This window comes from Roseburia sp. AF15-21, assembly GCF_003479505.1.
Lineage (GTDB): Bacteria > Bacillota > Clostridia > Lachnospirales > Lachnospiraceae > Roseburia_C > Roseburia_C amylophila.
Genome location: NZ_QUHG01000004.1, coordinates 22,925 through 48,597, shown reverse-complemented (window position 1 = coordinate 48,597; position 25,673 = coordinate 22,925). Strand labels below are relative to the sequence as shown.

The following is a 25,673-nucleotide window of genomic DNA, read 5'->3' as shown; positions in this document are numbered from 1 at the left end:
AGGAGAGCGGCAGTATGAAGTATACAAAACAGGATATTATCCGTATGGCAGATGAAGAAGATGTGGAATTTATCCGGCTTCAGTTTACGGATATGTTTGGAACCTTAAAAAATGTGGCAATCACACGAAGTCAGTTAGAGAAGGCACTGAATAATCAGTGTATGTTTGACGGTTCATCCATAGAAGGCTTTGTCCGGATTGAGGAGTCCGATATGTATCTCTACCCGGATTTAGACACATTTACTATTTTCCCATGGAGACCACAGCAGGGAAAAGTTGCAAGAATTATCTGTGACGTTTATTGTGCAGACGGAACACCTTTCGAAGGAGACCCAAGATACATATTGCGGAAAGAGATTACGCGTGCAGCAAAGATGGGCTATACCTTTGATGTAGGACCAGAGTGCGAATTCTTCTTATTCCATACCGATGACAATGGCCAGCCTACAACCATTTCCCATGAGAAAGCAGGATACTTTGACTTAGGACCGGTAGACTTAGGTGAAAATGCAAGACGTGATATGGTGCTGACCTTAGAGGATATGGGATTTGAAATCGAGGCATCCCATCATGAAGTAGCACCAGCACAGCATGAAATTGATTTCCGTTATGATGAAGCATTGGCAACAGCCGATAAGATTATGACTTTTAAACTGGCAGTTAAGACCATTGCAAAGCGTCATGGCTTATTTGCAAGCTTTATGCCAAAGCCAAAATATGGAATCAACGGTTCCGGCATGCATATTAATATGTCACTTTCCCAGAATGGAAAAAATATATTTGATGACCCATCCGGTGAACTTGGTTTGAGCAAAGAAGCATATTATTTCATTGGCGGAATAATGAAACATATGAAAGGTATGTCCGCTATCACCAACCCACTGATAAATTCTTATAAGAGACTGGTTCCGGGCTATGAAGCACCGATTTACATTGCATGGTCTGCAACGAACCGCAGTCCGCTGATTCGTATTCCGGCATCCAGAGGGGCAGGAACCAGGGTGGAATTAAGATGTCCGGATCCGGCAGCCAATCCATATCTGGCATTGGCAGTATGCCTTGCAGCAGGCTTAGATGGAATTGAAAATAAGATTATGCCGCCGGAAGAGGTAAGAGAAAATGTATTTGAAATGAGACTTTCCAGGAAAGTGGAAAAGGGTATTGAATCACTTCCGGGAGATTTAATGGAAGCAATCGAAGAGTTCGAACACGATGATTATATCAAAGGGGTTTTAGGACCACATATTACAGAGAAATATGCAGAAGCCAAGAAGGCTGAGTGGGCGGACTACAGAGCCCAGGTGACACAGTGGGAGATTGATGAGTATCTGTATAAGATTTAGTTGATGTAAGAAAATGCTACAGGAGATAAGAACTTGATTAATGTTATTGTTGCATTCCCTAAGATAGAAAACGCCAAAAGTATAAAAAATATACTTGTGCGCAGTGGATTTCATGTAGATGCAGCAGTCACAACAGGGGCTCAGGCATTGCAGTATGCGAATTCGTTAGATGGAGGTATATTGGTCTGCAGTCCAAGATTTGTGGACATGATGTATACTGAACTGCATGAATATATTCCTGCTACATTTCAGATGCTTCTCGTTGCTTCGCCGGATATCTGCAATGAGCACGAAGTTGCTGATATTATGTGCCTTTCCATGCCGCTTAAGGTGCACGAACTGATACAGACGGTAGAGACCATGTCTTATACTATTACCAGAATGCGTAAGAAACGGCGTATGGAACCGAAGGTACGGAGCGAAGAGGAAAAACGCATGTTACAGGATGCCAAAGAACTTCTGATGGTACGGAATAACATGAGTGAAGAAGAAGCACACCGGTATATCCAGAAACGGAGTATGGATAATGGAACCGGACTCATCGAGACGGCACAGATGATTTTGAGCCTTATGCATGCATAAGTATGAAAAATAGGTTAAATATAGTAGATTATTTAGAGAGAAGAAAAGGAGATATTATGTATCAGATTAATGAAAACTACCAGAAATTACCAGGAAGCTATTTATTCAGTACCATTGCCAAAAAGGTAAATGCATTTACCCAGGCAAATCCGGATAAGAACATCATCCGTCTTGGAATCGGGGATGTTACCCAGCCAATCGCTCCGGCAATTATTGAGGCTTTACATAAGGCAGTTGATGAGATGGCAGATCCTGCAACCTTCCATGGATATGCACCGGATTTGGGATATGATTTCCTGCGTAATGCTATTGTAAAAAATGATTATCAGGCAAGAGGATGTGCAATCGAAGCAGATGAAATTTTCGTATCCGATGGAGCAAAGAGTGATTCTGGAAATATTCAGGAATTATTCGGACCGGATGTAAGAATTGCTGTATGTGACCCGGTATACCCGGTATATGTGGATTCCAATGTTATGGCTGGAAGAACCGGTACATATAACCCGGATACCCAGATGTGGAGCAATGTAATTTATATGCCATGTACCAGAGAAAATAATTTCGTGCCGGAATTCCCGAAGGAGACACCAGATGTAATTTATCTGTGCCTGCCAAATAACCCGACAGGAACAACCATCACCAAAGCACAGTTACAGGAATGGGTAGATTATGCCAATAAAGAAGGCGCACTGATTATCTATGATGGTGCTTATGAAGCATACATTTCAGAAGCAGATGTGGCTCATACGATTTACGAATGTGAAGGAGCACAGACCTGTGCCATCGAGATTAAGAGCTTTTCAAAGAATGCAGGATTTACCGGAGTACGTCTTGGATATACTGTAGTACCAAAGGATTTGAAATGCAATGGCGTATCTTTACATGATATGTGGGCAAGACGTCACGGCACCAAATTCAACGGCGCACCTTATATCGTACAGCGTGCCGGTGAAGCAGTATATTCCGAAGCTGGAAAAGCACAGTTAAAAGAACAGGTTGCATATTACATGAAAAATGCAAGCGTAATTAAGAGCGGTCTGAAAGAAGCAGGCTTCGAAGTATTCGGTGGTGTAAATGCACCATATATCTGGTTAAAGACACCGGAGCAGATGACATCCTGGGATTTCTTTGATTACCTCTTAGAAAATGCCAATGTAGTAGGAACACCGGGATCCGGATTCGGACCAAGCGGAGAAGGATACTTCAGACTGACAGCATTCGGAACATATGAGAATTCAGTTGCAGCATTAGAGAGAATTAAGGCATTATAAGTCAGTATCATAAGGAAATACGAAAATATGGAAATATGGAAGGGACAGTGATTTTAATTGCTGTCCCTTTTTGGCATCCGATATAACAGGCAATACGGACATTTTGACAATGAGAAAAGAGAATATGTAATTGACCGGGTGGATTTGCCGGCATCCTGAACAAACTACCTTGGCGTAAAAGATACCTGTGTGGTCGTAAATCATACAGCGGGGGCTATATGTTTTACAAGACACCGGAGTATCATCGTGTAACAAGATTCCGGGCGAATGGAGTTCCAATGGATCGTCCGGGACATTATGTATATATCCGCGATGAAGAAGACGGAGATTACTGGAGTGTTTCCTGGCAGCCGGTTGGCAAATCACTGGATGAAGCAAAATATACCTGCCGTCATGGAATGAGTTATTCCAAATACAGCTGTGATTACAAAGGAATTGCAGCAGAGCAGACCTTAGTTGTTAAGATAAAATTTTACCCGAAGATGTACGATTGGCACATGAAATGACAGAAAGGTTAAAAATTTTATCAAAGTATTCTTTTCCTAAAAAACCTTCTTACGGAAGTAATAAATGCGACAAACGGAAACATTATTTTAGCATCAACCATATTTGGAAACACACCAAAGGTTGCAGAAAAGAACTATTATGTAGGAACAAATTTAGCGGTTGCAAAACAGGCATTAAATGAAAGACATTTTCTTAACCCAAAATAGCGAAAATCTGGTTAAGAAAGCAAGAATTTAAGAATTAGAAAAATGCTGTAAACCCGCATAAATCAAGGCTTACAGCATCCCAAAAAATAGAGCGATAGACGGGGCTCGAACCCGCGGTCTCGACCTTGGCAAGGTCGCGCGTTACCAACTACGCCACTATCGCATTTGTGCTGAACACGAAACTTACTATACTATAAGAAAAAGGGTTTGTCAAGTGTAATATTAGAAAAGTTTTCACATAAAATACAATAAGCAAGAAAGCAGGAGGACTCCCTTGAGTGCAAAGACAAAGATTGTAGTGCTTCATATGAAGGAACTGATTTACACAGGAATTTTTGCGGTACTTGGAATATTACTGGTATTATTGTTGGTCTATATGTTTTCTCCGGATAAAGATGAGGAGAGCCGGGAGACCATGAAATATGTGGCAGGGGTATATACGTCTTCCATCATATTTAATGATAAAACCGTGGATGTGGAGGTTGTGGTGGATGAGAATAAAATCAATTCCATTTCGCTGGTAAATCTCGATGAAACTGTAACCGCAATGTATCCGTTGATGCAGCCGGCACTGGATAATTTGAAAGAACAGATATATGAAAATCAGTCAACGGATAATCTCAGCTATTCCGATGATAACCAGTATACGTCCATGGTGCTGATTCACGCCATTGATGATGCCCTGGGAAAAGCAGCGGCTGCCCCGGAGACAGAGGCGGAGTAACAGTATAAAATGATACGACAGAAATAGCAAAAGGAAAACAAGAAAAAGGCTTGTCAGTGCCTGCACCAGAAAGCTATAATAATGGAATGGAGAATACAATACAATATGAACTGACACCAAAAAAAGTAAAGAATATTATCATCCGGGTAAAAGCCAATGGCGTAGTGACAGTAACGATGCCCTATCGCATGAGCAAAAAGAAAGTGGATGCATTTGTGCAGAGCAAGGCGGAGTGGATCCGCATGATGCAAAAGAAGCTTGCAAATCAGCAGAGGATAGATGTGGATGCACTGGAGTGGAACCGGCAGAAAGAGCAGTATTTAAGAGATATACTGCTGAGGGAGTATGAATTGTTTCAGGCTTATCATATTTCTATGCCAACGGTCAGATTCCGCAGCATGACCAGCCGCTATGGGAGCTGCTGCAAGGCAAAGGCATCCATTACTTTGAATAAAGTACTGGCAGACCTTCCGTTAGAATGCGCAGAATATGTTGCTGCTCATGAACTGGCACACCTGGTAGAAGCAAATCACAGCAGACGATTTTATCAGGTGCTGGATACTGTGATGTCAGATCATAGAATACGAGAAAAAAGGTTGAGAGAATATGCGTTATTCCATGGAAAACGCGAGCATGAAGGTGGAAGTTGAGTCTCTTGGGGCAGAACTGAAATCTGTGCTTGGAAAGAAAAGTAACATTGAGTACATGTGGTGCAGCAATCCGGAGTATTACAAACGGAGTGCACCAAATCTGTTTCCGATTGTTGGAAGCTTAAAAGACGGAGTCTATCATTATCAGGAAAAGACTTATGAGATGGAATTAATCTATCATATGAATGGCAACAGACTGGAAATCACATGGAACATTAAGAATACCGGCAAGGAAAAATGTGTATTTCCCGGAAGCTACGTTATTTGGACTCTGGTCAGCAGAGAAGAAGAATGTACCATATGCAGCCATTGAACCTTGGTTTGGAAGATGCGATAAAGAGGATTTTAACGGAAGTTTGGAAGAAAGGGAATGGGGACATGCGTTAGCACAGGGTGCATGCTTCCGGGCAGCATACACCATAGAAATTGCAGGAGAAGATTAATTTTCATGCATTTTCTTATCTTCCGCTAAGAGTTCTTCATGAAGTGCAATGGAATCCCAGTTGATATTGTGCTCCGTGAGAACGGCTTTCAGACCGATTCTGGTAAGATGAAGCTTTTTTAATTCCACCAGGAAACGGTCTAAAAGAGCATTATCAAAGCCTTTGAATACCAGCATTTCGTCGGTGAAACCATCGCCGGTATAGACCTCTTCTTTCAAAGGGAAGCCATCAATCCCTGCGAGGGCACCTAAAGTCTGGTTATATTGTTCTTTGGTGATAATACGGATTTTTATTTTTAACCGGAGGCAGAGCATTTTTAATGTTCTGCCTTTGCTGTTTTCTAAATTGTAAAATAATAAAACTGGATGCATAAGGGAAAACTCCTTTCTTAAAGAGGTAGAAAAAATCTGCCATTCAGCCATAAAGTATAAGGTTTCCGGGGGAAAATGGCAAGTATAAAAGATTGCATTTTTATATATTTTTTATTATAATGAAAAATCATAGTTAAAAGTGGGATAAAACGCAAAAAAGTTGGTGTGAATTATGGCAGATATTACAACAGAAGAATTAGAAGAATTAGAAAATGAAGTGGTGTCTAAGGATGACAACATAAAGACCATGCAGGAATTCGTCAGTCCGGAGAGCCTGTATCAGGAGCTGATTGCCAGCGTGAAGAAATATCACCCGTCGACAGATATTTCTTTGATTGAAAAGGCATATAAGACAGCGGATACGGCACATAAGGGACAGGTACGAAAATCCGGTGAAGCATATATCATTCATCCGTTGTGTGTGGCAATTATTTTAGCGGAACTGGAGCTGGATAAAGAGACTATCGTAGCCGGACTGCTTCATGATGTCGTAGAGGATACCGTCATGACAGTAGAGGAAATTGCTTCGGAGTTTTCAGAAGAGATTGCCCTTTTGGTGGATGGCGTTACGAAGCTGGGTCAGTTATCTTATGATGCGGATAAAGTCGAGGTTCAGGCAGAAAACTTAAGAAAAATGTTCCTTGCCATGGCAAAGGATATCCGTGTTATCTTAATCAAGCTGGCAGACCGGCTGCACAATATGCGTACGTTAAAATATATGACGCCGGAGAAGCAGAAGGAAAAAGCAAGAGAGACCATGGACATCTATGCGCCGATTGCACAGCGTCTTGGTATTTCTAAAATTAAAATCGAATTAGATGACCTTTCCTTAAAGTATCTGGAGCCGGAAGCATATTATGATCTGGTAGAAAAGGTTGCACTTCGTAAGAGTGTCCGTGATGATTATGTGCAGAGCCTTGTAAAAGAAGTGAGTAAACATATTGAAAATGCAGGAATCAAGGCACAGATTGACGGAAGAGCAAAGCATTTCTTTTCCATTTATAAGAAAATGGTCAATCAGCATAAGACCTTAGACCAGATTTATGATTTATTTGCCATAAGAATTATCGTGGATAATGTCAAGGACTGCTATGCAGCACTGGGTGTCATCCATGAGATGTATAAACCAATCCCGGGACGTTTTAAAGATTATATCGCTATGCCAAAGCCGAATATGTATCAGTCCCTCCACACCACACTGATTGGACCGACCGGACAGCCGTTTGAGATTCAGATTCGTACCTTTGAGATGCATCGTACCGCAGAATATGGTATCGCTGCCCACTGGAAATATAAGGAAGCTGCCAATAACGGCGGCACAGTGGCTACCACCAAATCAGAGGAAGAGAAGTTAAGCTGGCTGCGCCAGATTTTGGAATGGCAGAAAGACATGTCAGATAATAAAGAGTTCATGAGCCTGTTAAAGAGTGATTTGAACCTCTTTTCCGATACCGTATTCTGCTTTACTCCGTCCGGAGATGTCAAGAATCTGCCAACGGGTTCCACACCGGTAGACTTTGCGTACAGTATCCACTCGGCAGTTGGAAATAAGATGATTGGAGCCAAGGTAAATGGTAAATTAGTTCCAATTGATTACGAGATTCAGAACGGTGACCGTATTGAGATTATCACGTCCCAGAATTCCAAGGGACCGAGCCGTGACTGGTTAAATATTGTTAAGAGTACACAGGCGAAAAATAAGATTAACCAGTGGTTCCGGAGTGAGTTAAAAGAAGAAAATATCGTGAAGGGCAAGGAACTGATTGCCCAGTATTGTAAGGCAAAATCCATTAATCTTACGGATATTAACAAACCGGAATATCAGAGTAAGGTTATGCGGAAATATGGATTCCATGACTGGGATTCCGCACTGGCAACCTTAGGACACGGCGGACTGAAAGAAGGTCAGGTCGTGAATAAGATGCTGGAGGAGTACCGGAAAGACCACCCAATCCAGCTTACCGATGAGGATGTATTGAACAATGTGCCTTCCGAGAATAAGGATAAGGCAGTTCCACAGAAATCCAAGAGTGGTATCATTGTAAAAGGACTTTATGATGTGGCAGTGCATTTTTCCAAATGCTGCAGCCCGGTGCCGGGAGATGAAATTGTAGGATTTGTCACAAGAGGCCGTGGTGTATCTATTCATCGTACCGATTGCATTAATATCATGAACCTTTCCGAGCTGGAAAAAGTGCGTCTGATTGATGCAGAGTGGCAGCAGGGTGCAGAGCATGGTGACAATGGACTTTATCTTGCTGAGATTAAAATATTTGGTAATAACCGTACCGGACTTTTAGTAGATATTACCAGAATTTTCACCGAACGGGAAATTGATATCAGTTCCATTAATTCCAAGACCAGCAAACAGGGTGTTGCGACCATTTCTATTTCCTTTAATACCAAAGGCAAAGAGGAATTGAGCAGCTTAATAGAAAAAATCCGTCAGGTAGAGAGCGTGATTGATATTGAACGTACTACCGGCTGATAGAGCATTAGCAAAATAAATTGCTGATTTATGAAAAAAAGTCAAAGTCAGTTATTATTATAGAAGAGGAAAATTATGACAGAACAGACAGAAGTATTACGATATATTGTGGGACCAGTCTGCACCAACTGCTATCTTCTGGTAAATCATAAGACAGGAGAACTTCTTGTGGTAGACCCGGGAGACCAGGCACAGTTGATTGAAAAGCAGATTGAGAAAACCGGAGCAAAACCGGTGGCAATCCTTCTGACCCATGGACATTTTGACCATGCAGGAGCAGCAGAAGAGCTTGCAGATAAATACCAGATTTCCATTTATGCCCATGAGGCAGAGAGGGAGACCTTGGAAGACCCGGGACTTAACCTTTGCGGGATGATAGGAGAGCATAAGGTCTATCGTGCAGATGTTTTCGTAAAAGACGAAGAAGTATTAAATCTTGCAGGATTTTCCATCCGTGTATTTTTTACACCGGGGCATACCATTGGCGGATGCTGCTATTATATTGCAGATGAGAAGATTCTTTTCAGCGGAGATACGCTGTTTCAGGAATCTGTGGGAAGAACCGATTTCCCAAGAGGAAGTGCATCGGATTTAATCCGGGCAATCAGAGAAAAACTGATGCCGCTGCCGGATGATGTGACCGTGTATACCGGACATGACGAAAGCACTTTAATAGGCTATGAGCGGATGCATAATCCGTATTTATAAGGACGAACCATGATAACAGTATTATTAGATAAAGCAGAATTTGAATATGATATCCATTCGCTGGTAAAGGCATTTTATCCGAAGGAAGAGGTATATGTTTCCACGAAGGATAAGGAGAAAAAAGAAGAGCCGGTACATTATCACATGGATGTACAGTTTGCACCGGAAGAAATCATTTTTTCCTGGAAAAAGGTAGAGCCTTCAGAAGAAAATGAAAATCAGACCGGAATTACAAAACGAGTAGCAGTAGATGATACAAACCGCAAGGAGACAAAGAACAGCCTGAAACGGACGCTGTATCAGCTGCTGTCAGAATATACCGGAGTGGAACTTCCGTGGGGAAATCTTACCGGTATCCGCCCGACCAAGATTCCGATGGCACTTTTAGAAGAGGGTAAGAGCGAGGAAGAAATTGCCCGCTATATGAAGGAAACGTATTTTACCTCCGATGAGAAGATAAAGCTCAGTATTGAAATTGCAGAGCGGGAGTTGGAACTTTTACACAAATTAGACTACGAAGAAGGCTACAGCCTTTATATTGGAATTCCATTCTGTCCGACCACATGTCTTTACTGTTCTTTTACGTCCTATTCCCTGGCAGCCTGGAAGAATCGTATGGATGAATATCTGGATGCACTGGAAAAGGAACTGGATTATACAGCGGTCAAATTTGCACATAAGAAATTAAACAGCATTTATATCGGTGGTGGAACACCGACCACATTAAATCCGAAACAGTTAGACAGATTGATTCGAAAAATTAAATGTAGTTTTGATTTATCTGATTTAGTGGAATTTACAGTGGAAGCCGGAAGACCGGACAGTATTACAAAAGAGAAGCTTATGGTGCTTCGCAATCATGATATCAGCAGAATTTCCATTAATCCACAGACCATGAAACAGGAGACACTGGATCTGATTGGACGGCATCATACCGTGCAGCAGACAATAGACAGCTTTTATCTGGCAAGAGAACTTGGATTTGATAATATCAATATGGATTTAATCGTAGGACTTCCGGGAGAGAGTCTTTCAGATGTAGCAGATACCATGGAAGTAATCCGGAAGTTAGCACCGGATAATCTGACGGTTCACTCACTTGCCATCAAGCGTGCAGCAAGGCTGAATATACAAAGAGAGCGTTATCAGGATTTTGAAATTGTCAATACCGCAGACCATATTGCACTGACTTCCAAAGTAGCAGAAGAAATGGGCCTTTCTCCATATTATTTATACCGCCAGAAGAATATGGCAGGCAATTTTGAAAACGTAGGCTATGCAGCACCGGGAAAAGCCGGTGTATACAATGTTCTTATTATGGAAGAGAAACAGAGTATTGTAGCCTGTGGTGCTGGTGCATCCACGAAACGTGTCTGGGTACAGCCAAATCCCGATGGCACACACCGGATTGAACGTGCCGAGAATGTCAAGGATGTGGCACAGTATATCACAAGGATTGATGAGATGATTGAACGGAAGAGCCGGCTCTTTACAAAGGAATAAAAGCGGTTGACATATCAGAACACGAAAAATATAATAGTTCTGTATGAATACAAATATATAATAAGAAAAATAGATAAAATGCTTATCTCGGAAAATGGAGGAAATTTCATGGCATTGAGTAAGAAGCCGGTTACAGGCATGAAGGATATTTTACCGGAGGAGATGCAGATTCGTGATTATGTGCAGAATGTAATCAAAGAGACCTACCGGAGTTTTGGATTTACACCAATTGAAACTCCTTGTATGGAGAATATTGCAAACCTCACCAGCAAACAGGGTGGAGAAAATGAAAAACTCATTTTCAAAGTATTAAAACGTGGTGAAAAGCTGAACTTAGAGACAGCAGAAAAAGAAGAAGATGTAGTGGATTTTGGTATGCGTTACGACCTTACCGTTCCATTGGTAAGATTTTATTCCAATAACAGTAACCAGCTGCCATCTCCGTTTAAAGCATTACAGATGGGAAATGTATGGCGTGCAGACCGTCCGCAGAGAGGCCGTTACCGCCAGTTTATGCAGTGTGATATTGATATTCTGGGTGAGCCGTCTAATCTGGCAGAGATAGAGTTGATTCTTGCGACAACAACAACGCTTGGAAAAATCGGATTTAAGAATTTTGAAATTCGGATTAATGAACGCCGTATTTTAAAAGCAATGGCAGCTTACAGTGGATTCCCGGAAGAAAGCTACGACCTTGTATTTATCATCTTAGACAAGATGGACAAGATTGGGCTGGATGGAGTCGCAGAAGAACTGAAAAAAGAAGGCTTTGCAGAAGAAGCAGTCGATAAGTACTTATCCTTATTTGAAAAAGCAGAAGGTACCGAAAACGGACTGGTTACCTTATGTGATACATTAATTGAAGCAGGATTCTTAGAGGAAGAAGTAAAGCAGAACCTGACAGAGATTATCGACAGCGTAGAAGCTACCAAGGCAGCAGATTTTAAAATGGTATTTGATCCGACTTTAGTGCGTGGTATGGGTTATTATACAGGAACTATTTTTGAAATTGCAATGCCAGAGTTTGGCGGAAGCTGCGGTGGCGGCGGACGTTATGATAAGATGGTTGGAAGATTTACCGGAAATGATGTACCGGCTTGCGGATTTTCCATTGGTTTTGAAAGAATCATTCTTCTGCTCTTAGAGAGCGGATTTAAGATTCCGGGACAGGCAGCGAAGAAGGCATATCTCATCGAAAAGGGATATCCGGCAGATAAGCTGCAGGAGGTAATTGCACAGGCTCAGAAGGAACGTTCCGAAGGAACCCAGGTATTAGTGGTTCGTATGAATAAGAACAAGAAGTTCCAGAAGGAGAAGCTTACGGCAGAGGGTTATGAAGAATTTGTAGAGTTTTTTAACAGATAGTCTGTTTTTCTGCAAGAAGCAGAAAATGGAATGATTTTGATAAAATTTTTAGGAGGATAAAAAAATGTCAGAATCCATGCAGGGATTACACAGAACCCATAGATGTACAGAAGTATCCAATGCCAATATTGGAGAAAAAGTTACCGTCATGGGCTGGGTACAGAAAAGAAGAAATTTAGGAAGTCTTATATTCATAGATTTAAGAGACCGTTCCGGAATTCTGCAGCTTGTATTCGACGAGCCAAAGGTAGGAAGCGAAGGCTTTGCCAAAGCAGGAACACTGCGTAGCGAGTTTGTTATTGCAGTCGAAGGAACCGTGCAGAAGCGTTCTGCAGCAGTTAATGAGAATTTAAAGACCGGTGATATTGAGGTAATTGCTGAGAGTATCCGTATTCTTTCAGAATCACAGACACCGCCATTTCAGATTGAAGAGAACAGCCAGACGAAAGATGAGATTCGTTTAAAATATCGTTATCTTGATTTACGTAGACCGGATATCCAGCGTAACCTGATGCTGCGTAGTAAAGTAGCATATCTGATGCGTGATTTTATGGCAAAAGAAGGTTTCTTAGAGATTGAGACACCGGTTCTTTGTAAGTCTACACCGGAAGGTGCAAGAGATTATCTGGTGCCAAGCCGTATACATCCGGGTAGCTTTTATGCATTGCCGCAGTCACCACAGCTTTTCAAACAGCTTCTGATGGCATCCGGATATGACCGTTATTTCCAGATTGCAAAATGTTTCCGTGATGAGGATTTACGTGCAGACCGTCAGCCGGAATTTACCCAGGCAGATATGGAGCTTTCTTTTGTAGATATTGATGATGTATTAGATGTCAATGAGCGTCTGTTAAAATACATTTTCAAAGAAGCCATCGGTGTAGATGTAGAACTTCCACTTAAGAGAATGCCTTGGCAGGAAGCAATGGATCGTTTTGGTTCTGATAAGCCGGATACCCGTTTTGGAATGGAATTAAAGGATGTATCTGATATTGTAAAAGATTGCGGTTTTGGTGTATTTACCAGTGCGTTAGAGCAGGGCGGTTCTGTCCGTGGTATCAATGCAGAAGGACAGGGCGCAATGCCAAGAAAGAAGATTGACAAGCTGGTAGAGTTTGCAAAAGGCTATGGAGCAAAAGGACTTGCTTATCTTTCTGTACAGGAAGATGGCAGCTATAAATCATCCTTTGCAAAATTCATGACAGAAGAGGAATTGAAGAATCTGGTAGCAGCAATGGACGGAAAGCCGGGAGACCTGCTTTTATTTGCAGCAGATAAGAATAAAATCGTATGGAATGTATTAGGTGCACTTCGTCTTGAAATTGCCAAAGAATTAGACCTCTTAGACCCGAACCAGTATAATTTCCTCTGGATTACAGAGTTCCCATTGTTAGAGTGGTCAGACGAAGAGAATCGTTATATGGCAATGCATCATCCGTTTACCATGCCAATGGAAGAGGACTGGGATAAGATTGATACAGATCCAGGTGCAGTACGTGCCAAAGCATATGACATCGTATTAAATGGTACCGAGTTAGGCGGTGGTTCTGTCCGTATCCACCAGAGTGATATTCAGGAGAAAATGTTTGAGGTTCTTGGCTTTACAAAAGAGAGAGCACATGAGCAGTTTGGATTCCTTCTGGATGCATTCTCCTATGGTGTACCACCACACGCAGGACTGGCTTATGGTCTTGACCGTCTGGTTATGCATATGGTACATGCAGATTCCATCCGTGATGTCATCGCATTCCCGAAAGTAAAGGATGCATCCGACCTTATGTCCAATGCCCCGGATATCGTAGATGAGAAGCAGTTAGAGGAACTGTGCATCAAAGTGGATGAGAAAGAAGTAGAAGAAAAAGAAGCAGAAGAAGCTGCAGAAAAATAAAGAAACAGATAAAGCATGTTTCTCACATAAATAAAAGAGTTATTATATCACAGAATTTTAAACCGTGGTACAATAACTCTTTTTTGATTTACGCGAGTAGCGAGAAAAAATCTGAGAGAAAAGAAAGAGCCAGGCTTGCCTGAGCGAATTTCTTTTCTCAGCAGATTTTGGCGAGCACCGCGATAACTCGAGAAACTCGCAAAGCGTGTTTCTCGTAGTTGTCAGATATTTTGCCAGACATCCGTAAGAAGCTGACTTTGACCGCTTCGTATCTGCCGGTGTTTTATCGATATTCACCCATATAGAACAATGCAATCGTTCCAGGACCGGAATGTGCACCGATGGTTGAACCGACATAATTGATTAAGAAGCTGTCGATGCCAAAACGTTCTTTTACAAGATTTGCAACAAACTGTGCATCTTCTAAAGCATCACCATGGCTGATAAATACGATATCATTCTGGTCACGGTAGGAGCCCATCTGCTTTTCCATATTGTCAACCAGGGTAATCAGGGATTTTTTACGTCCACGAACCTTGGAAACCATAATAAGATGACCTTCATCATCTACATGAAGCACCGGCTTTAAGTTAATCATGGTACCAAGAACTGCAGCGGTTTTAGAAACACGTCCGCCTCTGTGAAGGTGGAACAAATCATCTACCGTAAAGTTATGTACCAGATGTAGTTTATTTTCCTCCAGCCATTTTACGGTTTCTTCTAAAGTGGCACCATTTTCTTTCATCTGGACAGCTTTGTGAACCAGAAGTCCCTCTCCCATGGAAGCACAGAGAGAGTCTACGACAACGACTTTATGTGGAAAATTATCTTCTTCCATTTCACTTGCAGCAATTTTTGTACTGGAGTAGCTGCCGCTGAGTCCGCTGGAAAAGGCAATGTGAAGAATATCACAGTCATTTTCCGTGGCAATTTTTGTAAAGATTTCGCGGGCAGTTTCCGGGTTGACCTGAGAGGTGGTAGGCAGAGAGCCGGCGCGCATCTTTGCATAGAATTCTTTGACATCCATTGGATGTTCCCAGTCATAGGTTTTGCCGTCTATAGTATAAGTGAGTGACAGCATGCCAAGATTATGTTCTGCTACATAATCTGCCGGCAAATCTGCGGTAGTGTCGGTGGTGATAATAAATTTATTCATGTGTCCTCCTGTAGTTCTTATATAAAATTGTGGCATAAAATCATACCTTTTTTATTATAGCATAATGAAAAATGAAAATGTAAAATTTTTATAAAAATGAAAAAATATATTTACAAAAAAAGAAAAAGCAGGTATGATTAGAGCCATCTTATTTATCTTTTTTTATCCGGGAGTTTCCTCCCAAATATTCCAAACAGTGAAACGAAATTCAGTATGGAAAGGGGTTTTCTTATTTGAAAGAAATTTTTGAACAGTATGGTGGGGTAATTATAACAGTAGTTGCGATTGCAGCATTAGCAGCACTTGTGACAGCAATTATGGGAAATGGAACCAGTGGCCCCGTTTATGATGCATTTAAGAACTTAATTGATAACTTTGGAAATAACATCGGAACACCATAGGAGGGGATGACTTGGACAGACAGGAACTGGGTATCCGGATGGAGCCGGATTATTTTGGCCCCCTTTGGCGTTATGTCCGGAATGATAAGATTACAGATATTGACTATAACGGAAACCAGTTGTGGATTACAGATGTAGAAAATGAACGCTATCTGATTCGAAGTCATGGCATTACAGAGAAGTTTGTAGAGCAGTTTTCCCATCGGATTGCCAATGAAGTGAGCAAGCCTTTTAACAAGAAAAATAATTTGTTGGAGGCGGAGACCAACACGCTGCGTATCAGTATTGTGCATGAATCTGTTGCCATATCCGGCAGGAGTATCTGTATCCGTAAGTCAATGCCAATGTTGCGTATGCAGGTAAAAAGGATGGTGGAGGATGAGTATGTAGCTGTTCCGGTACTGGAATTGCTGACCAATTGTGTGGCTGCAAAAATGAATTTTGTCTTTTGCGGAGAACCGGGGGCGGGAAAGACAGAATGTGCAAAATTTTTTTCGCAGTTTATTCCGGCAGGAGAGCGTGTCATTACGATAGAGGATAATCCAGAATGGCATTACAGTCAGATTAATCCCGGAAAAGATTGTGTGGAACTGCGAATTAATCCGGATTTTGATTATACCAAAGCCATTAAGACATGTCTCAGACAGAACCCATCATGGATTATGTTATCGGAGGCACGTTCTACGGAAGTAAAGTCTTTACTGGAATGCTGGTCTACCGGAATCCGTGGATTTACCACGCTTCATACGGATGATGTGCGTAAAATTCCGGACCGTATTTTGAATATGATGGAGAGCCGTATGGATGCAGACCGCATGGAAAATGATGTATACAGCTATGTTGATGTTGGAATTCTGCTGCGGAAGAAAATGAGTGCAGAAGGAAAATTGTACCGTTATATAGATCAGGTCTGCTTCTTTGTAAGAGAAGAAGGAAGAAATGAAATACATATGCAGGTGGTGGATGGCAATCTTATGGTGAGAGAACTTCCAAAAGGGCTGATTGCGCGTATGAAGCGGCATGGAATTTCCGAGCCATTTGATAATCCGATGATACAACATCGTCTGGAAGGAGAAGAATATGAAAAAGAATGAGCGTTTCGTTGCCTATGGAGGTTGTTATGGATTATTGCTGCTGGCAGCATTTTTATTACAGCTTAAGTGGCAGGGATATATCTGCTGCAGTATTGTATTTGTTCTTGTTATGTGGCGTATGGATAAAGTGTTGAAGGAAGAAAAGAAGCAACAGACCCGTCTGCAGGAAGCAGAATTGTATATGGAGCAGATGCTGTATGCATTTTTGCAGAATCCGAAAATCTTATCTGCACTGGAGACAGTTTGTATATTGTTTGAACCGGGGGCCATGCGGAAACAGATAGAAACTGCCATCTTTCATTTACGAAAAGAATATGACAGCAATATGAAAGAAGAGTTAGATGCGATTGAGCAGCAGTATGAGAATCGCAGAATGAAAGAGATTCATGCGTATTTTCTGATGGTAGAACAGTATGGCGGAGCATACGAGACAACGGTGGAATTGCTTTTAGAGGATTTGCAGAAGTGGATGGAACGGGTCAGACTGCATCAGCAGGACTGTAAGAAATATCGAAGAAATGTATTCTTAGCGGTGGGTTTATCCATTCTGGTATGTGCAATAACGAATCATTTGCTGCCAAAAGATATTGAATTATCGCAACTTTTGGTTTGCCAGATTGCATCAATTCTTTTTCTGTCCCTGGATATGCTGATTTGCTTCCGGGCAATGAAGCGTACCTGTCGCAACTGGTTGAAGGAAAGGGAATCTTATGGAGAAGGGGATGAAAAGAAATATCGTTATGTGCAGTCCCATAAAGGAGTGCGCAGTAATTTCTACCGGAAGTATCTGAGAAAGAAAATAGAAAAGGAATTTCCGCAGTGGTTAATGGACATTTCTTTATTGCTTCAGACTGAAAATGTGCAGGTGGCATTCTATCGTATCCGGCCGCAGACACCGGAGGTTCTAAGAACGGCAGTGGATGATATGCTGGAAGAACTTTCACAGAATCCGGAGAGTCTGGAACCATATCTTAATTTTTTAAAAGATTATGATTTACCGGATGTGCATTCTGCTATGCGGATGTTGTATGCATTATCCAACGGCGGATATGGAAACAGTGAAAAGCAGTTAAGTCAGATTTTAAAACGGAATCAGGAACTTTTAGATAAGGCAGAAAGAGAACAAAATCAGGATTCACTGGCTGGATTATATGCATTGTTTTTAGCCCCGGCATTGACTGGAGCAGGAAAAATGATGATTGATATGACGGCATTTCTGGTGGTATTTTTAGCAAGCGTACATAGATAGGGGATTAGATGGAACAGGTAATAAAAACATATCTTGGAATATTTCTGATGATGTTGCTGTCAACAGTTGGAATAGGTATTGTTGCAGCAGAAGCGCAGATTTGTCAGGCAAGAAATTTTAAATCGGATGTGGTAGTGGAACTGGAAAACAGCAATTATAACCGGGAAGTAATAAATGCCTGTATAAAGCAGGCTGATGAACTGGGCTATCAGCTGCAGGTTAATTTATATGAGGATTCCGGAGCTGTAACTGTATGTGAAAATGGAAATGTGCCGCCCGTGGAAAAGGAGGTAACCATGGCGGAAGTGATATTGCATTACGCATACCGGATGGGACCATTTCACAGTAAAACGGAGCATAGTATCCGGGGATTTGGAAGGTAGATTTATGAGAAAAATTATGGAGGATTATGGACAGGCAATCATCTATGCAGTACTTGGAAGTGGTTGTATCGGAGTGTTGTGGTATTTGCTTGGTTATGTCCGGTAAGGGGATAAAAATGCATTTTTTTATGGAAGAATATGGTGGACTTGTGATAGCGGTTCTGGCAGTCATTGTTATGACAGGAATTTTATTTGGACTGTTTTCACAGGGAGGTTATCTTTATGAAATGATAAGCAGGGCACAGGGGGCATTGGGGTAAAACAAATGAAAACATTATGGAAAGAATATGGACAGACAGTAATTACCGTATTAGTGGCGGCAATGTTACTGATATTATGCTTATGGGGATTTCGCATAATTGGAAGTGGGATGGAACGTCCGGCAGCCGGTGCAGATGTTGGAAATAATATGGACGGAAAAATGTTAAAAGATATTCATAGCCGTCAGGTTCCGGTGATTATCTATGAAGATCATCGCATCTTAACGATTGCAGATAAGATAGCGTTATCAGAACTGTTTCACGCAGTGGATGCAGATGGAAAGGAACTTAAGATTGAGATAACTGATATCAGAAATCAGGCAGGAAAAACAGTAGAAGATATTTATGAAAAGGCAGGAATCTATGAAATAGAGGTGCGGGCAGAAGATGCATATGAAAAGCGGACGGTTTCCCGTTTCCGGATTCCGGTAAATGGAGGCGGTATATGAAACATATGGTATTTGGGGTATTGTCCGGTGGCATTGTCATACTTTTTGTAGTGATGCTGCTGACCATGCAGCATAAGAATGTGCGAAAAGAAGAATTAGAACAGAGTCTTACCGAAGCAATGGAAACAACATTGCAGATGGTACAGGCGGATGCAGACAGAGATTATACTTCCGAAGATATGAGGACATTACTGATTCGAAATCTGGTTCCGCAGATGAATTCCGATTCAGAATTAACTGTTCGGATGATTGCAGCAGATGCAGAAAAAGGATTACTTTCTGTGGAAGTGGAAGAGTATTTTTCGTATCCGGGCGGGAAAGAGGGCAGCATACAGTGCTGCCGTACAATTCTTACAGATGACGATGGGAATGGAGAAGAAACGGAGAAAGGGGAAAAAGAAGTGGCAATGCAGACGGTAATCTTTTATCGCTCCAGGGAAGAAATGGAACAGGGAAAATCTTATTATAAGAAGCTGGAAATACAAAAGGGGGATTACTGTACCTCTCCGGCAGAACCGGTTTGTGATGATTTGAAAAAGAAGTTTTTAGAGTGGCGGGACAGCAAGGATTATCTCGCGGATTTTACACAGTGTGTAGAAGAAAATCAGACATATTATGCAGTATTTGAATAGGGGGGTAAGCATGAAAAAGAAGGTGCGAAAGGGAGTATGCCGTTTCCTTTGCGGATGCATGATTCTTTTTATGAGTCCGTGCAGTATTCAGATGATAAGTGCGGAAACGGTAGAAGAAACTGAGGTGGCAGAATCTGAAAAAGCAGAAGTATTAGAAGCAGAAGTATTAGAAGCAGAAGTATTAGAAACAGAAGTATTAGAAACAGAAGAAACCAAGCAGTTGGAAGAAATGCCGGATGAATTGACTTCATCTGTTTACGGAAGTGCCCAGACCTGGTATCCGGAAACTTCCGGGTATTTCATATTGATAGTTCGTGACAATGCAGGTGGAAGAACAGCTCGTTACCGGATTGACTGTAATATAGGGGAACGTCATTCCAATGGGATTAATTATCGAATCTATTATAAAATGTATCTGATTGGGGGAGACGAGCTTGGCATTACATTAGAAGATAGGGAATATTATACCAGACATGATAATGCAACTTCTGAAATAGGAGCAAGGGAATATCATCTTCCGGTTACGTTTCGTCTGCCGGAGCTGGGGCATCATTTTGAAGGAGTGTCTACCAGCAACTGCTATCAGACATACTTTGAGAGTATGGAAGAGGAAACCTGTAGTTTTGTGGTGGACACCAACGGATGTGGAATGACACCCTGGGGAGATGATGGCGCATGGCATAATGATAATATCGAAGTAAATTATCTCGAAAATCGTTATACCATTCATTATGATGGAAATGGGGCTACCAGCGGAACTGTTGCTTCTCAACCGGATGTGCTGTATGGAAAACAGATTCAATTACAGCAGAATCAGTATAAGAAAGAGTATACAGTAACCTTGGATGGAAATGGTGGAACATCTGAGGCAGAGAAACTTACCGCGGAAAGCACCTTTGCCGGGTGGGAAGATCATAACAGTTTTTATTATAACGGAATAGAATTTCCGTGGTATGCATTTGATGCCCCCTGTTATGCAAAAGCAAATCAGGATTTACTGGAAAGTTTCGGGTTTAATAAGGCAGCATTAGTAAAACATTTCTATCAGTATGTGATACAGGGCAGGGAACGAAGAATATCCAGTCCATATTTTCGATTGACGGATTATATGAAATATGGAGGGGAAGATTTAAAACAGGCATTTGGCAGCCGGCGTGAGTCATATTTATTACATTGGATAAATCATGGATATAATGAGCATAGAGAGGGAATAGGCACAATCGGTGTGCCGGAAGCGTTATCGGAACTTTCTGTATACGAAGATAAGGCACAGGTATTAAATTTATCTTCAAAGCATAAGGGAGAGGTTCTATTAAAGGCACAATGGAAGGATGCAGAAGTAATACTTCCATCCGCAAAGCGCAGTGGGTATGCGTTTGCCGGCTGGGCAGACAGGAAAGATGCTAAAGAGCCGGTATATAATTCAGGAGATAAGGTAGTGGTAACGGAGAATCAGACCTTTTATGCCATCTGGAAGAAATCAAAGCCACCGGTTATAGAGCGGACGATATCGATTCAGAATGGAACGGATGGATTCTATACATATGTCTTTGTGCGGGATGGCGGAGATGGAATTAAAAAGATTGCTTTTGCGGTGTGGAGTGAAAACCAGGGTCAGGATGATTTGACGGCAGAATGGCAGATGTCAGAATTAGGAGAAAAAGGGGACTATTTTATAGAGGGGCAAAACTATAATTACCGTTATTATACCTCTGCTGTAAAACATAAGAATGAATATGGAAGGCATCTGATTTCAATTTATGCATATGATGGTCTGGATGGCTATGCAACAGCAGATACGGATTTTTGCTATTGTTTTCCAATCATTTTTGTTGGAAATGGAGGCCTGATCGATGGAGAAGAGACAAAGCAGGAGAGCCGATATTATGGGACACCCTATGGAGAAATGCCAGACGCCGTGCGGGAGAACTTCCTTTTCTTAGGATGGAGCACAGAGCCGGATACAGAACAGGACAAAGAGGAAGATAAAAAGCCGGATGTAATATGGCAGGAAAAAGAACTTATCGGGGAAGAAGATGTTTTTTGCCATGCAGGGGAACAGAGATTATATGCACAGTGGGATGAGAGTCCTGTTATTGAGGCAAAAGATCAGTATTATAGTTTGACGGATGCAAGAAGCGGCAGGATTACAGAGGAAATACTTTTGCAGCAGGCATGTGCAAAGGACAGAGAAAACAGCTCAGAAGATAATCCGGAAGGTATCTTAGAGAGCGGAGTAGATGAAGAGAAGAATACTGTTTTTTGCGTGGAAGATTATACGGAAGAAGAGTGGAAGAACTTTGCGCATGAAGGAACCACCACGATTACTTATTATGCAAAAGATGCAGTTGGCAATGTCAGCAGAAAACAGGTTACCGTTTATCTGGTGGATACTACTTCGCAACAGGTGGAGGACAAAGGAAAAACGTTTCGATTTATCAGTGAAAAATATCTTGATACCATAACACAGGATTCTATTTGGAGGAGAGAAGAAAATTACAGACAGTTAGAAGAGGCATTGCAAAGGAATACGGCTTTAGAAGTCTGGAATTTATCACATCAACAGATGAATGAGATGAAAGAATATGAATTGCAGCATAATACTGGGAAAATGACGGAAATAGAGCGTTTTCGGAACAAATTTATCCATTGTATCGGTGAATATGCCGAAATTTAGAAAGAAAGAAGAAATTGGTTGCACAATAAAAATGACTTATGGTATAGTTGGAGAAAAGTGAAAGGAGTTATGAAAAATTGAATCCAAAGAAAAAAATATTGATTTTATCAGGCTGTCTGCTTACAGTGGCAGCTGTAGTTGGTGGTACATTTTTCGTACAGAAGAGCAGTAATCATGTTTTAAACAAAACATCCATAGGAAAATTCCACGAAGCAGAGGAGCATACTGCAACAGGAGTTGTGGTATGTAAGACGGAAGCATTGCAGGAGGTATTTCAGCAGAAGAAAGAAGAGGTTCTGTTGGCAAAGCAGGAAGTGCCGGATGAATCCGAGGGAAAGAATGAGAAAACCGATAAAAAGGGAACACAGGAAGTGACACCGGGAAAGGAACCAACAGAGCCGGCATCAACTGCAGGAGGGCCGGCCCCTTCAGCTCAGAAAAACGCAACGACATCCGGGGGACAGGAACCTGTCGGTGGAATTCCAGCAGCACCATCAGATGCACCATCGGAAACTCCGGCAGCACCATCAGAGACACCGTCGGAAACTCCGGCAGCACCATCAGATACACCGTCAGAAACTCCGGCAACGACACCGACAGAACAGCCGGCAGAGGAAACAAAACCAGCAAATCCATGCCCGTATCCGCTTTGGACAGTGATGAGTTTTGATGATGGAACTATGGGATATTACTGGCCGATGGATTATGATATTGCAGATGCAGTAAGAGTGGACAATGAGCTGTATGAATTACATTATACCAGACTGGTAAGTACAACTTTTGTGGGAAATTATGATGGTGCATATCATGTAAGATTAAGTAAATTCAGTTATCATATTCCGTATGCAGATGACTGATGATAGAAAAAGAAAGGTATATCGAAAACTCCCTAAGGAGTTTTCAGATATACCTTTTCGATTCTGTTCTTATCCATTTTTTCAACCCGGAGCAGGATTCCATTTTCTGTGGTAATGGATTCTCCCTCGTCCGGAAGATGGTCTAAATGTTCTAAGATATAGCCGCCAATGGAATCATAATCTTCTGACTCTAAATGAATCCCCAGTTTTTCGCACATATCATAAAGGTTCATGGAACCATTGACCAGGTATTCTTTTTCACTTAAAGCAGTAATATCAGCTTCTTCATTGGCATCATATTCGTCATGAATTTCGCCTACAATTTCCTCTAATAAATCCTCTAAAGTAACAAGACCGGCAGTTGCACCATATTCATCTAATACGATAGCAATGTTGAGGGAAGAAGCCTGCATTTCTTTTAATAATTCAGCAGTATTCTTATGCTCATATGTAAAGAACGGTTCCCGCATAATAGAGCGGATGGAAAAATTCGTCCGGTCATCATAGAGCAATAAATCCTTTACATTTAAAATACCAATGACATTGTCCGTGGTATCTTCATATACCGGTAATCTTGTATATTTGGCTTCCCGGAAAATCTCTAATAATTTTTCGTAGCTGGCATTGACATCTACGAAAGTCATATCTATGCGGGGAACCATAATTTCTTTTGCTTCAGAATCAGTTAAATCGAACACATTATTAATCATATTGCGTTCTTCATTCTCAATAACACCGGATTCGTGACTGACATTTACGATAGTACGAAGCTCGGCTTCTGTCATGGTCTGCTTCTTGGCATCAGGATTAATATGCAGGAGCTTTAAGAAGCCATGGGAAAGCATATTAATAATAAAGATGACAGGAGTAAGAACCTTCATAAGAAAGCTGACAACTCCGGAGTACGCCAATGCCAGTTTTTCGGAATGTATGGTAGCAATTGTTTTTGGAGTGATTTCACCGAAAATCAGAATCAAAACAGTTAAAATTCCAGTTGATATTCCGGCAGCAACACTTCCGAAAATGCGGATGGCAAGTGCTGTAGAAATAGCAGAGGCGGATAAGTTTACAATATTATTCCCGATTAAAATAGCGCTTAACATCTTAGATGAATGATCCGTGATAGCAAGCACGCGCTTTGCCCTTACATTTCCTTCATCTGCCAAGGTCCGCATCTTAATCCGGTTAACGGTTACAAGGGCGGTTTCAGCAGAAGAAAAGAATGCTGATAAAAGAATCAGTATGACAAGACTTACTAATTGGATGATATCTGTTCCACTCAAATTAGTCCACCTGCAGATTGGAATAGTAATCCGTAAGAGCACTTAAATCTACCTCTGTATAGGATACCGGTTTATTTGCTTCATGATTTTTATAAATGGAGAAGCCTGCCCAGCCTATGATAAGTGCAATGACAACAACGGTAGCGGTATAACCCAGATAACGCTTGCATTTCTCCTGTTTCATTATTTTTTTACGATTTTTCTTTTGTTCTTTATAACGGTCAACTTTTTCCTGACTCATAAGAAATCTCCTTGCAATTTTTTTAATAATAATGGTATTATACACCATGTAGGAATAAAATTGAACAAAAAATTCAAAAACTAATAGAAAACTAATAGAAAACAGAAAAATAGAAGAAGGAAAGAAAAATGAAGCAGGGAATAATTTTTGATATGGATGGAACTCTGTGGGATTCTACAGTCGGTGTGGCAGAATCCTGGAATGAAATATTAAAACAGGAAAAAGTGAACCGTACACCTCTGACTGTAGAGGATTTTCGTGGAATCATGGGAAAAACAATGGATGTTATTGCAGCAAAATTTTTCCCGGATATGCCGGAAAAAGAGCGGATGGAACTTTTAGATAAATGTGGCGAATATGAAAATGAATATCTGTCCGGGCATGGTGCGGTGTTATATCCGGGTGTGGAAGAAACCTTTGCAAAGCTGAAGGAAAAATATGAACTTTATATCGTAAGCAATTGTCAGAGCGGATATATCGAGGCTTTTCTTTCTTATTATAACTTAGGAAAATATATTTCGGATATAGAATGCTATGGAAATAATGAAAAACAGAAAGAAGATAATATAGCCCTGGTAGTATCCCGGAATGCACTTACCGATGCAGTGTATGTGGGAGATATCCAGAGCGATTACGAATCCAGCAAAAAGGCAGGAGTCGCTTTTATCCATGCAGCATATGGATTTGGCACAATTGATGATGAAGTACCGGAAATTGAAAATTTGTCACAGCTTCCGGAAGTGGTAGAGAAAGTATTTGCCGGAAAATAATTAAAATAGAAAACAGGAAGAGCAAATTGAATAAGTGAAAAGAGAGTCTGGTTTTGGTTGAAAAGAACGAAGCCAGGCTTTTTTAGTTTACGCAAGTAGCTAGAAAAATCGCATGCTTGCATGCAGATTTGGCGAGCACCGCGATAACTCGAGAAATTCGAAAAGCGTATTT

26 protein-coding genes, 1 tRNA gene and 1 pseudogene are annotated in these 25,673 nt (G+C 41.3%); 23 read left to right on the top strand and 5 right to left on the bottom strand.

Translation table 11 applies throughout. The features are described from left to right. The first annotated feature begins 14 nt into the window (after window positions 1-14). From glnA to DWW33_RS07215, 4 genes and pseudogenes are all read left to right on the top strand, one after another. The gene (gene glnA / locus DWW33_RS07230) at window positions 15-1,343 is read left to right on the top strand and encodes a type I glutamate--ammonia ligase (protein WP_118639175.1); all 1,329 of its coding nucleotides are present in this window, start codon (window positions 15-17) and stop codon (window positions 1,341-1,343) included. 33 nt (window positions 1,344-1,376) lie between these two features. Further along, entirely contained in the window at window positions 1,377-1,925 is a 549-nt protein-coding gene (locus DWW33_RS07225) for an ANTAR domain-containing response regulator (RefSeq protein ID WP_117698948.1), read from the top strand. 56 nt (window positions 1,926-1,981) lie between these two features. Further along, window positions 1,982-3,196, top strand: coding sequence for an LL-diaminopimelate aminotransferase (locus tag DWW33_RS07220; RefSeq protein ID WP_117841815.1), 1,215 nt, complete (start codon window positions 1,982-1,984; stop codon window positions 3,194-3,196). Window positions 3,197-3,271: 75 nt separating this feature from the next. After that, window positions 3,272-3,687, top strand: a pseudogene (locus tag DWW33_RS07215) (GH36-type glycosyl hydrolase domain-containing protein); the annotation flags it as partial. A 312-nt stretch (window positions 3,688-3,999) separates the two neighbouring features. Here DWW33_RS07215 and DWW33_RS07210 read toward each other — a convergent pair. Beyond that, a tRNA-Gly gene (locus DWW33_RS07210) sits at window positions 4,000-4,072 on the bottom strand. A gap of 111 nt (window positions 4,073-4,183) precedes the next feature. Between DWW33_RS07210 and DWW33_RS07205 the strand changes: the two genes are divergently transcribed. From DWW33_RS07205 to DWW33_RS15560, 4 genes are read left to right on the top strand one after another with little or no spacing between them, the layout of a single operon-like run. Then, window positions 4,184-4,633: a hypothetical protein gene (locus DWW33_RS07205; RefSeq protein WP_117947679.1), complete on the top strand. Its 450-nt coding sequence runs from the start codon at window positions 4,184-4,186 to the stop codon at window positions 4,631-4,633. Between the two features lie 56 nt (window positions 4,634-4,689). Then, the gene (locus DWW33_RS07200) at window positions 4,690-5,283 is read left to right on the top strand and encodes a M48 family metallopeptidase (RefSeq protein ID WP_117699161.1); all 594 of its coding nucleotides are present in this window, start codon (window positions 4,690-4,692) and stop codon (window positions 5,281-5,283) included. Then, entirely contained in the window at window positions 5,267-5,596 is a 330-nt protein-coding gene (locus DWW33_RS07195) for a hypothetical protein (protein ID WP_117947678.1), read from the top strand. The genes DWW33_RS07200 and DWW33_RS07195 overlap by 17 nt, the downstream gene beginning before the upstream one ends. Then, a complete protein-coding gene (locus DWW33_RS15560; protein ID WP_147343693.1) occupies window positions 5,523-5,726 on the top strand; it encodes a hypothetical protein in 204 nt (67 codons plus the stop codon). Before DWW33_RS07195 ends, DWW33_RS15560 begins: the two co-directional genes overlap by 74 nt. On the opposite strand, the gene DWW33_RS07190 is transcribed toward DWW33_RS15560, so the two are convergent. Then, window positions 5,723-6,097, bottom strand: a complete 375-nt coding sequence (locus DWW33_RS07190; RefSeq protein WP_158565790.1) for a DUF3783 domain-containing protein — start codon at window positions 6,095-6,097, stop codon at window positions 5,723-5,725. The two genes, DWW33_RS15560 and DWW33_RS07190, sit on opposite strands and share 4 nt — an antisense overlap. A gap of 172 nt (window positions 6,098-6,269) precedes the next feature. On the opposite strand from DWW33_RS07190, the gene DWW33_RS07185 reads away from it, so the two are divergent. The 5 genes from DWW33_RS07185 (at window position 6,270) to aspS (ending at window position 14,049) form a co-directional block, all read left to right on the top strand. Continuing rightward, a complete protein-coding gene (locus DWW33_RS07185; protein ID WP_118639174.1) occupies window positions 6,270-8,585 on the top strand; it encodes a RelA/SpoT family protein in 2,316 nt (771 codons plus the stop codon). Between the two features lie 75 nt (window positions 8,586-8,660). After that, the gene (locus DWW33_RS07180; RefSeq protein ID WP_118087965.1) at window positions 8,661-9,293 is read left to right on the top strand and encodes an MBL fold metallo-hydrolase; all 633 of its coding nucleotides are present in this window, start codon (window positions 8,661-8,663) and stop codon (window positions 9,291-9,293) included. Between the two features lie 9 nt (window positions 9,294-9,302). Next, window positions 9,303-10,796 (top strand): coproporphyrinogen dehydrogenase HemZ, encoded by a 1,494-nt coding sequence (gene hemZ / locus DWW33_RS07175; protein ID WP_118639173.1) that lies wholly within the window; start codon window positions 9,303-9,305, stop codon window positions 10,794-10,796. Between the two features lie 108 nt (window positions 10,797-10,904). Continuing rightward, complete coding sequence (hisS, locus tag DWW33_RS07170) at window positions 10,905-12,161, top strand: histidine--tRNA ligase (protein ID WP_118639172.1); 1,257 nt, start codon at window positions 10,905-10,907, stop codon at window positions 12,159-12,161. A gap of 64 nt (window positions 12,162-12,225) precedes the next feature. After that, window positions 12,226-14,049, top strand: a complete 1,824-nt coding sequence (aspS, locus tag DWW33_RS07165) for an aspartate--tRNA ligase (RefSeq protein WP_117699154.1) — start codon at window positions 12,226-12,228, stop codon at window positions 14,047-14,049. 283 nt (window positions 14,050-14,332) lie between these two features. On the opposite strand, the gene DWW33_RS07160 is transcribed toward aspS, so the two are convergent. Further along, window positions 14,333-15,205: a DegV family protein gene (locus tag DWW33_RS07160; protein ID WP_022244372.1), complete on the bottom strand. Its 873-nt coding sequence runs from the start codon at window positions 15,203-15,205 to the stop codon at window positions 14,333-14,335. 233 nt (window positions 15,206-15,438) lie between these two features. Here DWW33_RS07160 and DWW33_RS15835 point away from each other — a divergent pair, with 233 nt between their 5' ends. The 9 genes from DWW33_RS15835 (at window position 15,439) to DWW33_RS07125 (ending at window position 23,207) form a co-directional block, all read left to right on the top strand. Beyond that, entirely contained in the window at window positions 15,439-15,606 is a 168-nt protein-coding gene (locus tag DWW33_RS15835) for a hypothetical protein (protein WP_022244373.1), read from the top strand. Between the two features lie 11 nt (window positions 15,607-15,617). Next, a complete protein-coding gene (locus tag DWW33_RS07155; protein WP_330408398.1) occupies window positions 15,618-16,700 on the top strand; it encodes an ATPase, T2SS/T4P/T4SS family in 1,083 nt (360 codons plus the stop codon). Continuing rightward, entirely contained in the window at window positions 16,687-17,949 is a 1,263-nt protein-coding gene (locus DWW33_RS07150; protein ID WP_118639171.1) for a hypothetical protein, read from the top strand. Before DWW33_RS07155 ends, DWW33_RS07150 begins: the two co-directional genes overlap by 14 nt. A gap of 8 nt (window positions 17,950-17,957) precedes the next feature. After that, the gene (locus tag DWW33_RS07145; protein ID WP_022244376.1) at window positions 17,958-18,332 is read left to right on the top strand and encodes a hypothetical protein; all 375 of its coding nucleotides are present in this window, start codon (window positions 17,958-17,960) and stop codon (window positions 18,330-18,332) included. Between the two features lie 116 nt (window positions 18,333-18,448). Next, window positions 18,449-18,592: a hypothetical protein gene (locus DWW33_RS15660; protein WP_156454680.1), complete on the top strand. Its 144-nt coding sequence runs from the start codon at window positions 18,449-18,451 to the stop codon at window positions 18,590-18,592. A gap of 5 nt (window positions 18,593-18,597) precedes the next feature. Continuing rightward, on the top strand, window positions 18,598-19,041 hold the full coding sequence (locus tag DWW33_RS07140; protein WP_118639170.1) for a hypothetical protein: 444 nt from the start codon (window positions 18,598-18,600) through the stop codon (window positions 19,039-19,041). Continuing rightward, window positions 19,038-19,673, top strand: a complete 636-nt coding sequence (locus DWW33_RS07135) for a hypothetical protein (protein ID WP_117841827.1) — start codon at window positions 19,038-19,040, stop codon at window positions 19,671-19,673. Before DWW33_RS07140 ends, DWW33_RS07135 begins: the two co-directional genes overlap by 4 nt. A gap of 10 nt (window positions 19,674-19,683) precedes the next feature. After that, window positions 19,684-22,350: an InlB B-repeat-containing protein gene (locus DWW33_RS07130; RefSeq protein WP_147404706.1), complete on the top strand. Its 2,667-nt coding sequence runs from the start codon at window positions 19,684-19,686 to the stop codon at window positions 22,348-22,350. A gap of 77 nt (window positions 22,351-22,427) precedes the next feature. Then, entirely contained in the window at window positions 22,428-23,207 is a 780-nt protein-coding gene (locus DWW33_RS07125; protein ID WP_118639168.1) for a hypothetical protein, read from the top strand. A 32-nt stretch (window positions 23,208-23,239) separates the two neighbouring features. On the opposite strand, the gene DWW33_RS07120 is transcribed toward DWW33_RS07125, so the two are convergent. Further along, window positions 23,240-24,490: an HlyC/CorC family transporter gene (locus DWW33_RS07120; RefSeq protein WP_117698829.1), complete on the bottom strand. Its 1,251-nt coding sequence runs from the start codon at window positions 24,488-24,490 to the stop codon at window positions 23,240-23,242. Between the two features lies 1 nt (window position 24,491). After that, the gene (locus DWW33_RS07115; RefSeq protein WP_022244383.1) at window positions 24,492-24,731 is read right to left on the bottom strand and encodes a hypothetical protein; all 240 of its coding nucleotides are present in this window, start codon (window positions 24,729-24,731) and stop codon (window positions 24,492-24,494) included. Between the two features lie 128 nt (window positions 24,732-24,859). Between DWW33_RS07115 and DWW33_RS07110 the strand changes: the two genes are divergently transcribed. Beyond that, entirely contained in the window at window positions 24,860-25,501 is a 642-nt protein-coding gene (locus tag DWW33_RS07110; protein ID WP_117698828.1) for an HAD family hydrolase, read from the top strand. Window positions 25,502-25,673: the final 172 nt, after the last annotated feature.